Below are 11,725 nucleotides of genomic sequence, written 5' to 3' on the forward strand. Positions count from 1 at the left end.
CGGCCCAGGCCCACGCCCCCGTGGCCGAGGCCTCCGGTGAGCGGGCACAGTCCCTCGCGCCCGACGCCCCCGCCCTCGCGGCGTGCACGACCTCAGTCGTCGGCTTCGAGCTCCGCCTGCACCTCGGGCGACAGGTCGATGTTCGTGAAGACGTTCTGCACGTCGTCGCTGTCCTCGAGCGCGTCGATGAGCCGGAACACCTTCCGCGCCGTGTCCGCGTCGACCTCGACCTTGAGGTTCGGCACGAACTCGGCGTCGGCCGACTCGTAGTCGATTCCGGCGTCCTGCAGCGCGGTCCGCACCGACACCATGTCGCTCGCCTCGGTGATGATCTCGAAGCCCTGGGGGTGAGGCTCGATCTCCTGCGCGCCCGCCTCGAGCGCCACCATCATGACGTCGTCCTCCGTGGTGCCCTCGAGCGAGGCGACGATGACGCCCTTGCGCTCGAAGTTGTAGGCGACGCTGCCGGGGTCGGCCATGTTCCCGCCGTTGCGCGTCATCGCGGTGCGGACCTCGGCGGCCGCGCGGTTCTTGTTGTCCGTGAGGCACTCGATGAGCATCGCGATGCCGCCGGGCGCGTAGCCCTCGTACATGATCGAGGTGTACTCGACCGACTCCCCGCCGATGCCGGCGCCGCGCTTGATGGCGCGATCGATGTTGTCCTTCGGGACCGACGTCTTCTTGGCCTTGAGGACGGCGTCGAAGAGGGTCGGGTTGCCGGCCTGGTCAGGCCCCCCGAGCTTCGCCGCGACCTCGATGTTCTTGATGAGCTTGGCCCACGACTTCGCGCGCTTGGCGTCGATGGCCGCCTTCTTGTGCTTCGTCGTCGCCCACTTGGAATGCCCTGACATGAAACTCCCGCTCGTCTGCCTGCGACAGCGCGCGTCGCGCGCATGCCTCAGACGATTCTATTCGCTCCCCTCGATCCCCGCGGGATCGAGCGCGGGCAGCAGGGCGACGGCCCGTCGGATGTCGTCCTCCGACGCCGCGAGGCAGATGCGGATCCATCCCTCTCCCGCGCGCCCGAACGCCGTGCCGGGAGCCACCGCGACGCGCTCGTCGAGGAGGAAGCGCTCCGCCCACGCCGCGACGTCGCCCTCCGTCGCATGCGACATGTCGATCCACAGGTAGAAGGCGCCGCCCGGGCGGTGGCTGCGGATTCCCCGCGCCTCGAGCATCTCGGTCGCGAGGGAGATGTGACGGCGGTACCGTTCGCGCGCGGCCCGGATGTGGGCGTCACCGCCCTCGAGCGCCGCGAGCGCCGCGTGCTGGTCGGGCATCCCCGCGCACGCGATCATCGACTCCTGGAGTGCGCGCATGGTGGGGCCGTACCCTGGCGGGACGACGAGCCACCCGACCCTCGCTCCCGTCAGCGCATGGCTCTTCGAGGTGGAGAAGACGCTCAGCACGCGATCCTGCTCTCCGAGGCGCGCCGCGACGGCGGCTGTCGACACGTGCGGGGCATCCCACGTGAAGTGCTCGTACACCTCGTCGCTGATGACCCAGAGGTCGTTCTCGGCCGCGAAGGCGAGGAGCGAGGCGAGAACGTCCGCATCGAAGACGACGCCCAGCGGGTTCGACGGGGAGTTCACGACGATCGCGCGCGTGCGCGGCGTGACGAGGCGCGCGAGCTCTTCGACGTCGGGCACGAACCCGCGGGAGGAGCGCAACGGGTACGGCACCGGCACGGCGGCGATCGAGCGAGGATACATGGTGAAGGTCGTGTACCCGGGATCGGGCACGAGCACCTCGTCGCCCGGCCCCAGCGCGATGGTGAAGGCCTGCGCGAGCGCCTGCGTTCCGCCGATCGTCACCCACACCTGCTCGACGTCCACCGAGACGCCGTTCTCGCGGGCGAGCTTGGCGGTGATCGCGCGCCGCAGCGCGGGGATGCCGCCGTTGGGCGCGTAATCGGTCTCGTCGCGCTCCCAGGCCGCCTGCGCGGCCGCGCGGATGTGGGGCGCGACGGGGTCGTCCGGCTCGCCGACGACGAGCATCACGACGTCGTCGAGGGTCAGGGCGAGCTCGAAGATGCGGCGCGTACCCGATTCGGGGACACCGGGGATGTGCGGGGCGGGCCGGGGCATCGCCCCACGCTACCGGCGTGTCAGGCCCGCACGTACACGGGCGTGCCCGCCGGGAGCTCCGCGAGGCGCGCGATGGCGTCGGCATCCATCCGCAGGCACCCGTTGGAGATCGCCCCGGAGTGCGCGTCATGGTAGTGGAACGCCGTGACGGCCACGCTCTGCCCGTCGAAGCCGTCGAGCGTCGGCGACTGCACCGACAGGTAGACGAGCGGATGCCCGCGCGTGTACCCGAGGCTCTCGACGACCTCCGTCAGCATCACGTACGAGCGCCCGAGCGGGGTCGGCGTCGCCGCAGCGCCCGACGCGAAGTCGGTCGCGATCCGCTCGGAGCCGTCTGCGCCGACGATGTCGACCGTGCGCTCCGAGAGGCTCACCTCGACGCGGTAGGGGTTCGCCGAGAGCTCCACGTCGGCGGCGCGCAGCCATCCGGTGACCTGACCGGGATCGCCCTGCGACGGCGTCGACTGACGTCCCACCAGGAGGACGCGCACCCAGTTCTCCTGGCGTTCCACGACGGGGACGATCGTGCCCCCGTAGCGCTGCTCGCGCGGGAGGTAGGCGACCGGATCGCCCTCGGGGTCGGCGAAGACGGGGGCGCCGGCGCCGAGCGGCTGCGCGACGAGCGGCTCGGTCTCGCCGTAGGGATCGTCGTCGACGGGAAGGGCCGCATTGACCTCGAAGACGTCGACGAGCTGCAGCGCCGCGAGGTCGTAGGCGACGGTGTTCGCGGCGAACCCCGAGGGCGTGGGCGACGGTGTCGGAGCCGGCTCGGGAGTGAGCGAGGCGGGCGGCGCCGCGGCCTCGGTCGGCGAGGCGACGGGCGCCGGTGCGCGCCCCTGCGTCGCGAAGAGCACAGCGCCCACGGTCGCCGCGACGACCGAGACCGCGCCCGCCGCGATCCAGATCGCGCGCGACCTCCCTGCAGTCCGTCTCTCCGCCATGACGCCCCCTCTCCCGCCCATTCCACCACGCCCGACCTGGCGGGGCCATCCGCCGCCCACCGGCGGGGCCGACGCGAGCCGGATGAGATGATCGCAGGATGAAGATCCTCTCGATCCAGTCGGCGGTGGCGTACGGGCACGCCGGCAACTCGGCCGCCGTGTTCCCCATGCAGCGCATCGGCGTCGAGGTGCTCCCCGTCTACACCGTGAACTTCTCCAACCACACCGGCTACGGCGCGTGGCGCGGTCCGCTCATCCCCCCGACCGACGTCGCGGACGTCATCAGGGGCGTGGAGGAGCGCGGAGTGTTCCCGGAGCTCGACGCCGTGCTCTCGGGCTACCAGGGCAGCGAGGGGATCGCCGATGTCGTCATCGACGCGGTCGCCAGGGTGAAGGCCGCGAACCCGAAGGCGCTGTATGCGTGCGACCCTGTCATGGGCAACGCCAAGTCGGGCTGCTTCGTGGCCCCGGCCATCCCCGATCTGCTGCGCGACCGCGTCGTGCCGGTGGCGGACATCCTCACGCCGAACCAGTTCGAGCTGGGGTTCCTCACGGGCACGAGCCCCGACACGCTGGAGTCGACCATCGCGTCGGCCGACATCGCTCGGGAGATGGGGCCGCGCACGGTGCTCGTGACGTCGGTGGAGCGGCCGGATCGCCCCGAGGGGACGATCGAGATGATGGTCGTCGACGACGCCGGCGCGTGGGTCGTGCAGACGCCGTATCTGCCGATGAAGGCCAACGGGTCGGGCGATGTCACGGCCGCGCTCTTCACGTCGCACTACGTCGCGACGGGCTCCGCGCCCGACGCCCTCGCCCGGACGGCGTCGAGCGTGTTCGGCCTGCTCGAGCAGACCCACGCCGTCGGCGACCGCGAGCTGCAGCTCGTGCAGGCGCAGGAGCACTTCGCACACCCGCGCCTCGAGTTCCCCGTCCGCCAGGTGCGCTGAGCTCCCCTCCTCGTCGCAGCTTCGCGTCGCCCCTTCTCATCCAACGGATATCCGCTTGCCGAGAGCACACCCGATACCGGGAAATCACCTGTGCTCTCGGCAGGCGGGTGTGCTTTCGGCGCGAGAGAGAGCCGGGTCGGGGGGTGGCGGGTGCGCGCTCAGACCGCGGCGCGGATGTTCCGCAGGAAACGGGCGTGGAAGCGCGTCTCTCCCGAGACCTCCGGGTGGAACGACGTCGCGAGGAGCGGGCCCTGCTCGACCGCGACGATGCGGCCGTCGGGCAGGGACGCGAGCGGCGTGGCCGCGCCGACCTCCTCCACGACGGGCGCGCGGATGAACGCCGCCGACACGGGCGGATCCCCCAGCGCCGGCACGTCGAGATCCGCCTCGAACGACTCCGCCTGGCTGCCGAACGCGTTGCGCCGCACGGCGATGTCGAGGCCGCCGAACGTGAGCTGCCCCGCGATGCCGTCGCGCAGGCGGTCGGCGAGCAGGATGAGCCCGGCGCACGTCCCGTAGACGGGGAGCCCCGCGCGGATGGCCGTCACGATCGGGGCGCGCAGATCGAACGCGCGCGCGAGCTTGTCGATGACGCTCGACTCTCCGCCCGGGATGACGAGCCCGTCGACCGCCGCGAGCTCCTCGGGGCGGCGCACGCGTGTCACGCGGGCGCCGAGGTGCGCGAGCATCTCCATGTGCTCGCGCACGCCGCCCTGCAGCGCCAGGACGCCGACGCGGGGCGCGGGAGCGCTCACCAGCCCCGCTCTGCCAGGCGGTGCGGAGCCGGGAGGTCGGCGACGTTGATGCCGACCATCGCCTCGCCGAGGCCGCGCGACGCCGCGGCGACGACCGCGGGGTCGTCGAAGAACGTCGTGGCCTTGACGATCGCGGCGGCGCGTGCCGCGGGGTCGCCGGACTTGAAGATCCCCGACCCGACGAACACGCCGTCGGCGCCCAGCTGCATCATGAGCGCGGCGTCGGCCGGGGTCGCGACGCCGCCCGCCGTGAACAGCACGACGGGGAGCGTGCCCGTCTCGGCGATCTCGGCGACGAGCTCGAAGGGCGCCTGCAGCTCCTTGGCCGCGACGTAGAGCTCGTCCTTGGTCTTCGAGCGCAGCACGTTGATGTCGCTCGTGATGCGGCGGATGTGCTTGGTCGCCTCCGACACGTCGCCCGTGCCCGCCTCCCCCTTCGAGCGGATCATCGCCGCGCCCTCCGTGATACGGCGCAGCGCCTCGCCGAGGTCGGTCGCCCCGCACACGAACGGCACGTCGAAGCCCCACTTGTCGATGTGGTTCACGTAGTCGGCGGGCGAGAGCACCTCCGACTCGTCGATGTAGTCGACGCCCAGCTCCTGCAGCACCTGCGCCTCGACGAAGTGCCCGATACGGGCCTTCGCCATGACGGGGATGGAGACCGACGCGACGATCTCGTCGATGAGGTCGGGATCGCTCATCCGGGCGACGCCGCCCTGGGCCCGGATGTCCGCGGGGACGCGCTCGAGCGCCATGACGGCGACGGCTCCCGCGTCCTCGGCGATGCGCGCCTGCTCAGCGGTGACGACGTCCATGATGACGCCGCCCTTGAGCATCTCGGCAAGTCCGCGCTTGACGCGCCCCGTCCCCGTCGTCGCTCCGGTCACGTCGATCTCCCTCTCCCGCCGCACGGCGGCTTGTCCATACGGTCCGTTATTTGACCTATGCCAAAAGCTAGCACGGTGCGGCACATAGGATCGACCCGATGGAACACGGCGACATCTCCCCCGGCATCACCGGGCGCACGGCGGCCGAGATCGCCGACAGCATCCGGGCCCTCGTCGAGCGCGGCGGCCTCGCGGCGGGCGAGGCACTGCCCTCCGTGCGCACGCTCGCCGAAGGGCTGGGGGTCAACCGCAACACCGCCGTGGCCGCCTATCGGCAGCTCGCCCATGCCGGCCTCCTCGTCTCGCAGGGCCGCGCGGGAACCCGCGTCGCCGACTCGGCGCCGCTCGCGCAAGACGGCTACGCCCCCGACAGCGTGCTCCGCGACGTCGGGGCGGGAAACCCCGACCCCGCGCGCATCCCCGACCTGTCGTCCGCGCTCGCCTCCCTCGCGGGCCGTCCGGTGCTGTACGGCGAGCCCGTCATCGACGCCGGCCTCGCCGCGTTCGCCCGCGACTGGCTCGAGCCCGATGTCGCCGCGCCGGGGGATCTGCGGCTCACGATCACCAGCGGAGCGTTCGACGCCGTGGAGCGACTCCTCGCGCAGGCGCTCGCCCGCGACGACGCCGTGGCTCTCGAGGATCCCTGCTTCCTCGGGACCATCCGCACCGCGCGGCTGGCGGGCTACCGTCCCATCGCGGTGCCCGTCGACGGCGAGGGGATGACCCCGGACGGGCTGCGCGCGGCGCTCGCCGACGGAGCCCGCGCCGTCGTCTGCACGCCGCGCGCGCAGAACCCGACCGGGGCCGGCCTCACCGAGCAGCGCGCGAGCGATCTGCGCGCGGTGCTCGCCGATCATCCGTACGTGCTCGTCATCGAGGACGACCACTACTCGCTGCTCTCGACGCAGCCGTACCGGTCCATCATCGGCCCGTCGCACCGCCGCTGGGCCCTCGTGCGCTCGGTGTCGAAGTTCCTCGGCCCCGACATGAGCCTCGCGGTCGTCGGCACCGACGGCGAGACGGCCGATCGCCTCGCCATGCGGCTGAGCCCGGGGACGACCTGGGTGAGCCACCTGCTGCAGCGTCTCGCCCTCGCGCTTCTGACGGATGACGGCGTGCGCCGGTCGATCGCGGACGCCGCCGCGCACTACGCCGCGCGCAACGCCGCGTTCTCGGCGCTCCTCGCCGAACGCGGACTCGCCACGGCGGTCGGCGACGGCCTGAACCTGTGGCTGCGCCTGCCGCGCGCCGCGCGCGACGTGTCGGAGCGGCTCATGCGCCGCGGATGGCTTGCGCGCGCGGGAGACGAGTTCATCCTGGACGACGCGCGCCGCCCGTCGCACGCCCTGCGTCTCACGGTGCATGCGCTCGACGACGCCGAGGCCGCGCGCCTCGCCGACGACCTCGCCGCCGCCATCCGGACCTGACGAGCCGACAGCACGCCGGGACCCGGCCTGGACGTCGGGAGCACACGGCTCCCGACGCCGCAGGCCGACGGGACCGCGTCAGTCCGCGGGCCAGGCGTCGGCGACGGCCTGGCGCACCTCGCCGAGCAGCTGCGGGAGCGCCTTCGTCTTGGCGATGATCGGGAAGAAGTTGGCGTCGCTCGTCCATCGCGGGACGACGTGCTGGTGCAGATGCTCTTCGACGCCCGCACCGGCCACCGCGCCCTGGTTCATGCCGATGTTGAAGCCCTCGCAGCGCGAGACGCCGCGGAGCACGCGCATGGCCGTCTGCGTGAGGTAGGCGATCTCCGCGGTCTCATGCGGATCGGCCTCGTCGTACAGCCCGATGTGGCGATACGGGCAGATGAGCAGATGGCCCGAGTTGTAGGGGAACAGGTTCAGCAGCACGAAGGCGTGGCGCCCGCGGTGGACGATGAGGCCGTCTTCATCGCTCTTGTCCGGAGCGGCGCAGAACGGGCACCCCGTGCCGCGGTTCGCGTCGGCGCCCGCCGTGATGTAGGCCATCCGATGCGGTGTCCAGAGCCGCTGGAACGCGTCCGACGACGACGCGAAGCCCGACGCCGGCTCGAGGCGCGCGAACTCCTCGCGCGCCTCGTGCTCGGCCGTCATGTCAGAGGTCCTCGTCGGTCAGGATGAGCGACTTCGCAGCGATCGCGCCCGTGACGAGGCGCACGGCCTCGTCGATCGGCACGCCGTTGCGCTGGGAGCCGTCGCGGAAGCGGAACGATACGGTGCCCGCCGATCGGTCCTGCTCCCCCGCGATGAGGATGAGCGGCACCTTGCCCGTCGAATGGGTCCGGATCTTCTTCTGCATGCGGTCGTCCGAGCGGTCGAGCTCCGCGCGGACGCCCTCCGCGCGGAGGGTCGCGACGACCTCGTCGAGGTACGGCGCGAACTCGTCGGCGACGGGCACCCCCACGACCTGCTGCGGGGCGAGCCACAGCGGGAAGTCTCCCGCGTAGTGCTCGAGCAGGATGGCGAAGAACCGCTCGATCGACCCGAACAGCGCGCGGTGGATCATGATCGGCCGCTGCTTGGAGCCGTCCGCCGCGGTGTACTCCAGCTCGAAGCGCTCTGGCAGGTTGAAGTCGAGCTGAACCGTCGACAGCTGCCACGAGCGGCCGAGGGCGTCGGTCACCTTGAGGTCGATCTTCGGCCCGTAGAAGGCCGCCTCGCCGGGCTCCTCGACGAGGTGGAGCCCCGTCGACTGCGCGACACGGCGCAGCGCGTTCGTCGCCGTCTCCCAGACGTCCTCCTCGCCGATCCACTTCGACTTCTCGTCGTCGCGCATCGACAGCTCGAGGCGGAAGTCCTCCAGTCCGAAGTCCTTGAGGAGCGAGAGCACGAACTCGAGGACCTTCGTCGTCTCCTCCTCGAGCTGCTCGGGGGTGACGAACAGGTGGGCGTCGTCCTGGGTGAAGCCGCGCACGCGGGTGAGGCCGTGCAGCGCGCCGGAGAGCTCGTTGCGGTAGACCGTGCCGTTCTCCGCGAACCGGAGGGGCAGGTCGCGGTAGCTGCGGGCGCGCTCCTTGTAGATGAGGATGTGCATGGGGCAGTTCATCGGCTTGAGGTAGTAGTCGACGCCCTGCTTGGTGATGTTGCCGTCGTCGTCGCGCTCCTCGTCCATCCGGATGGGCGGCCAGATGCCCTCCGCGTAGGTCACGAGGTGGTTGGAGGTCACGAAGAGGTCCTTCTTCGTGATGTGCGGCGTGTAGACGTAGCTGTAGCCCTCGGCGATGTGCCGGCGGCGCGCGTGCTGCTCCATCTCGCCGCGGGCGATGGCGCCGCGGGGGTGCCAGACCGACAGCCCTGAGCCGATCTCGTCGGGGAACGAGAACAGGTCGAGCTCCCTGCCGAGCTTGCGGTGGTCGCGACGCGCGGCCTCGGCGAGCCTGTCCTGGTACGCCTTGAGGTCGTCCTTCGTGGGCCAGGCGGTGCCGTAGATGCGCTGCAGCTGCGGGTTCTTCTCGCTGCCGCGCCAGTAGGCGCCGGCGATGCGGACGATGTCCCAGCCGTTGCCGAGCAGGCGGGTCGAGGGCACGTGGGGGCCGCGGCAGAGGTCCTTCCACCGCGTCTCGCCGCTCTTCGCGTCGACGTTGTCGTAGATCGTCAGCTCGCCGGCGCCGACCTCGACGTTCGCGCCCTCGGCCGCCTCCTTGGTGCCGCCCTTGAGCCCGATGAGCTCGAGCTTGAACGGCTCGGAGGCGAGCTCGGCCCCGGCCTCCTCGTCGGAGACGACGCGGCGCACGAAGCGCTGCCCCTCCTTGACGATGCGCTGCATCTCGCGCTTGATCGCCTTGAGGTCGTCGGGCGTGAACGGCTCGTCGACGCCGAAGTCGTAGTAGAAGCCGTCGGCGATGAACGGGCCGATGCCGAGCTTCGCGGCCGGGTTGATGGTCTGCACCGCCTGCGCGAGCACGTGCGCGGTCGAGTGGCGCAGGATGTTCAGCCCGTCTGGGCTGTCGATCGTCACCGGCTCCGTCGTCTGCGTCTCGGCGACCTCGGTCGCGAGGTCCTTGAGCTCACCGTCGACGCGGATGGCGACGACGTTCCTGTCGGGGTACAGATCGAATCCGGTGGTCACCCGACAAGTCTAGTCGCGGCGCGGAACGCCCCCGGATACACGAAGACCCCGCCGAGGCGGGGTCCGGATGGTGGGCGATACTGGGATCGAACCAGTGACCTCTTCCGTGTCAGGGAAGCGCGCTACCGCTGCGCCAATCGCCCAAAGAAACAGGGCCTCCTCGCGGAGGCCCTGCGACCGAGCGGATGACGAGACTCGAACTCGCGACCCTCACCTTGGCAAGGTGATGCGCTACCAACTGCGCTACATCCGCGTGCGCGATACTGGGATCGAACCAGTGACCTCTTCCGTGTCAGGGAAGCGCGCTACCGCTGCGCCAATCGCGCTCATAAAGAGCTGTTCAGTTATGAGCGAGGTGGCGACGGGATTCGAACCCGTGTAAACGGCTTTGCAGGCCGGTGCCTCGCCTCTCGGCCACGCCACCGCGGGGATCGAACCCACGTGCCGAGAACCCTGACGGGATCCCTGCACTCGAGCGGATGACGAGACTCGAACTCGCGACCCTCACCTTGGCAAGGTGATGCGCTACCAACTGCGCTACATCCGCATTTCCGCGACCGGAGCTCGCCCCGGGCACTTGACCTACATTAGCCCACGTTCGGCGACCGGCCAAACCGCCGACCGGCTCCGGGCGTGTCACCCGCCGTTCACGTCCGACACGCGAGAGCGCGCCTCCGGTTCGCCAGCGCCCTGCCGATCCGGTATGCTCGACACCTGTGCCCCTCCGGCGCACGACAACATCACACGGGCGATTGGCGCAGTTGGTAGCGCGCTTCCTTCACACGGAAGAGGTCATCAGTTCGAGTCTGGTATCGCCCACCATCGAGAAGCCCCGGGTCGCCCCGGGGCTTCTCTCGTCGGAACGCCCCGCCTGGCGGATCAGTCCTCGAGGATGCGCTGGAACAGCACGTGGTCCTGCCACCGGCCCGCGATCCGGAGGTACCGTTCGGCCCGGCCGTACTCGACGAAGCCGTTCGCGCGGAGCACGGACTGCGACGCGGCGTTGTGCGCGAGCGTGCCGGCCTCCAGCCGATGCAGCGAGAGCTCGACGCGCGCGATCCCGACCGCTGCGGCGACGGCCCGCGTCATGACGCCCCTGCCCTGCAGCGCCGCGTCCACCCAGTAGCCGAGCGTCGCGCTCTGGAACACGCCCCTCGTGATCGATGAGATGTTGAGACGCCCGACGATCCCCCGGCTCCCGACGAGCACGAGGGGCTCGCTCGTGCCCGAGGTGCGTGAAGCGAGCGCGCCGCGCACCTCGTCGTGCTGGCCCTCCGAGGTGAAGAACCGTTCGGTGCGCTCGGGCTCCCACGACGCCAGGTGCGCGCGATTGCGCGTGTAGGCCGCCGCGAGCGCCGACGCGTCGTCGACGCGGAGGGGGCGGAGCAGGACGCCGCCGCCGAGATCGTGCGCGCCCGTCACTCCCCCGCCTGCCACCCGTACCGCCGCCGCAGCTCGCGTGCGACGACGGCGTACCGCGCGTCGTCCAGCTCCGCCGCCTCGCGGCGCATGCCGTCCTCATGGACGACGTACAGCTGGTCGAGGTCCACCCACGACTCACGGCCCTGCGCGTCCCACTCGCCCGACCCGATGGACACGTACTCGCGATCGCCGTCATGCGACTTGCTCGTGAGCTTCACGGCGTACACCCGCTCGGCGGACTGCCGCGCGATCACGAGCACGGGGCGGTCCTTCCCGCGTCCGTCGGCCTCCGCGTACGGCACCCACGTCCAGATGATCTCGCCGGCGTCCGGTGCGCCATCCCGATCGGGTGCGTACGACAGGCGCAGATCGCGCACCGTGCGCGGATCGACCTCGACGGTCGTCGTCCCCGACGACGCGGCGGCCGATCCGGGTACGGCCGTCCGCGCGGGGTCGGGCGTCGAGGGTCGGGCGGCGGATCGCCGTGGCGCCGCGGGCGCACGGGACGTCTCCCGCCTGCCCTTCTTCCCGCCGCGTGTCGCCTGTGCGAGGACGTCGAGCGCGAGACCTGCGAGCGCCCCGAGGAATCCCTGTCGTGCCACGCCGCCACCCTACCGGCGCGGGCCGCTGCCG

The 11,725-nt window shown here is 71.3% G+C and carries 11 protein-coding genes and 6 tRNA genes; 3 read left to right on the top strand and 14 right to left on the bottom strand.

Translation table 11 applies throughout. From position 1 onward, the window contains the following. Positions 1 to 92: 92 nt before the first annotated feature. Genes ACWGPF_RS01015 through ACWGPF_RS01025 form a run of 3 tightly spaced genes read right to left on the bottom strand, consistent with a single transcriptional unit; the run spans position 93 to position 3,028 of the window. A complete protein-coding gene (locus ACWGPF_RS01015) occupies positions 93 to 851 on the bottom strand; it encodes a YebC/PmpR family DNA-binding transcriptional regulator (protein ID WP_345435924.1) in 759 nt (252 codons plus the stop codon). Positions 852 to 908: 57 nt separating this feature from the next. After that, positions 909 to 2,087 carry a pyridoxal phosphate-dependent aminotransferase gene (locus ACWGPF_RS01020; RefSeq protein ID WP_452331047.1) on the bottom strand — a complete coding sequence of 393 codons (1,179 nt, stop codon included), beginning with the start codon at positions 2,085 to 2,087 and terminating at the stop codon, positions 909 to 911. A 20-nt stretch (positions 2,088 to 2,107) separates the two neighbouring features. Further along, positions 2,108 to 3,028 (bottom strand): L,D-transpeptidase, encoded by a 921-nt coding sequence (locus ACWGPF_RS01025; protein ID WP_452331048.1) that lies wholly within the window; start codon positions 3,026 to 3,028, stop codon positions 2,108 to 2,110. Between the two features lie 98 nt (positions 3,029 to 3,126). Here ACWGPF_RS01025 and pdxY point away from each other — a divergent pair, with 98 nt between their 5' ends. Beyond that, positions 3,127 to 3,978: a pyridoxal kinase PdxY gene (gene pdxY, locus ACWGPF_RS01030; RefSeq protein ID WP_452331049.1), complete on the top strand. Its 852-nt coding sequence runs from the start codon at positions 3,127 to 3,129 to the stop codon at positions 3,976 to 3,978. 158 nt (positions 3,979 to 4,136) lie between these two features. Here pdxY and pdxT read toward each other — a convergent pair whose 3' ends face one another. Both pdxT and pdxS read right to left on the bottom strand, forming a co-directional pair. Then, positions 4,137 to 4,733: a pyridoxal 5'-phosphate synthase glutaminase subunit PdxT gene (gene pdxT / locus ACWGPF_RS01035; protein ID WP_452331050.1), complete on the bottom strand. Its 597-nt coding sequence runs from the start codon at positions 4,731 to 4,733 to the stop codon at positions 4,137 to 4,139. Then, positions 4,730 to 5,620: a pyridoxal 5'-phosphate synthase lyase subunit PdxS gene (pdxS, locus tag ACWGPF_RS01040; protein ID WP_452331051.1), complete on the bottom strand. Its 891-nt coding sequence runs from the start codon at positions 5,618 to 5,620 to the stop codon at positions 4,730 to 4,732. The genes pdxT and pdxS overlap by 4 nt, the downstream gene beginning before the upstream one ends. Positions 5,621 to 5,718: 98 nt before the next feature. Here pdxS and ACWGPF_RS01045 point away from each other — a divergent pair, with 98 nt between their 5' ends. Next, the gene (locus tag ACWGPF_RS01045) at positions 5,719 to 7,047 is read left to right on the top strand and encodes an aminotransferase class I/II-fold pyridoxal phosphate-dependent enzyme (protein ID WP_452331052.1); all 1,329 of its coding nucleotides are present in this window, start codon (positions 5,719 to 5,721) and stop codon (positions 7,045 to 7,047) included. 78 nt (positions 7,048 to 7,125) lie between these two features. Here ACWGPF_RS01045 and ACWGPF_RS01050 read toward each other — a convergent pair whose 3' ends face one another. The 7 genes from ACWGPF_RS01050 to ACWGPF_RS01080 form a co-directional block, all read right to left on the bottom strand. Next, complete coding sequence (locus ACWGPF_RS01050; protein ID WP_452331053.1) at positions 7,126 to 7,695, bottom strand: HIT family protein; 570 nt, start codon at positions 7,693 to 7,695, stop codon at positions 7,126 to 7,128. Position 7,696: 1 nt separating this feature from the next. After that, positions 7,697 to 9,670, bottom strand: coding sequence for a threonine--tRNA ligase (gene thrS, locus ACWGPF_RS01055; RefSeq protein ID WP_452331054.1), 1,974 nt, complete (start codon positions 9,668 to 9,670; stop codon positions 7,697 to 7,699). A 68-nt stretch (positions 9,671 to 9,738) separates the two neighbouring features. Beyond that, positions 9,739 to 9,813 (bottom strand) — tRNA-Val (locus ACWGPF_RS01060). A 37-nt stretch (positions 9,814 to 9,850) separates the two neighbouring features. Further along, a tRNA-Gly gene (locus tag ACWGPF_RS01065) sits at positions 9,851 to 9,923 on the bottom strand. A gap of 1 nt (position 9,924) precedes the next feature. Next, a tRNA-Val gene (locus ACWGPF_RS01070) sits at positions 9,925 to 9,996 on the bottom strand. A gap of 27 nt (positions 9,997 to 10,023) precedes the next feature. Further along, positions 10,024 to 10,094 (bottom strand) — tRNA-Cys (locus ACWGPF_RS01075). 50 nt (positions 10,095 to 10,144) lie between these two features. Then, positions 10,145 to 10,217, bottom strand: a tRNA-Gly gene (locus ACWGPF_RS01080). 199 nt (positions 10,218 to 10,416) lie between these two features. Here ACWGPF_RS01080 and ACWGPF_RS01085 point away from each other — a divergent pair. Next, positions 10,417 to 10,492: transfer RNA gene (locus ACWGPF_RS01085), tRNA-Val, on the top strand. A 57-nt stretch (positions 10,493 to 10,549) separates the two neighbouring features. Here ACWGPF_RS01085 and ACWGPF_RS01090 read toward each other — a convergent pair. Next, positions 10,550 to 11,092, bottom strand: a complete 543-nt coding sequence (locus ACWGPF_RS01090; RefSeq protein WP_452331055.1) for a GNAT family N-acetyltransferase — start codon at positions 11,090 to 11,092, stop codon at positions 10,550 to 10,552. Next, positions 11,089 to 11,694 carry a type II toxin-antitoxin system PemK/MazF family toxin gene (locus tag ACWGPF_RS01095; RefSeq protein ID WP_452331056.1) on the bottom strand — a complete coding sequence of 202 codons (606 nt, stop codon included), beginning with the start codon at positions 11,692 to 11,694 and terminating at the stop codon, positions 11,089 to 11,091. The genes ACWGPF_RS01090 and ACWGPF_RS01095 overlap by 4 nt, the downstream gene beginning before the upstream one ends. Positions 11,695 to 11,725: the final 31 nt, after the last annotated feature.

It is taken from the genome of Microbacterium sp. NPDC055683 (genome assembly GCF_053617895.1).

What these genes read in the sequence shown, in the direction of transcription:
- ACWGPF_RS01015 (WP_345435924.1), bottom strand. Translation starts at nt 851, where the DNA reads ATGTCAGGGCATTCCAAGTGGGCGACGACGAAGCACAAGAAGGCGGCC.
- ACWGPF_RS01020 (WP_452331047.1), bottom strand. Translation starts at nt 2,087, where the DNA reads ATGCCCCGGCCCGCCCCGCACATCCCCGGTGTCCCCGAATCGGGTACG.
- ACWGPF_RS01025 (WP_452331048.1), bottom strand. Translation starts at nt 3,028, where the DNA reads ATGGCGGAGAGACGGACTGCAGGGAGGTCGCGCGCGATCTGGATCGCG.
- pdxY (WP_452331049.1), top strand. Translation starts at nt 3,127, where the DNA reads ATGAAGATCCTCTCGATCCAGTCGGCGGTGGCGTACGGGCACGCCGGC.
- ACWGPF_RS01045 (WP_452331052.1), top strand. Translation starts at nt 5,719, where the DNA reads ATGGAACACGGCGACATCTCCCCCGGCATCACCGGGCGCACGGCGGCC.
- ACWGPF_RS01050 (WP_452331053.1), bottom strand. Translation starts at nt 7,695, where the DNA reads ATGACGGCCGAGCACGAGGCGCGCGAGGAGTTCGCGCGCCTCGAGCCG.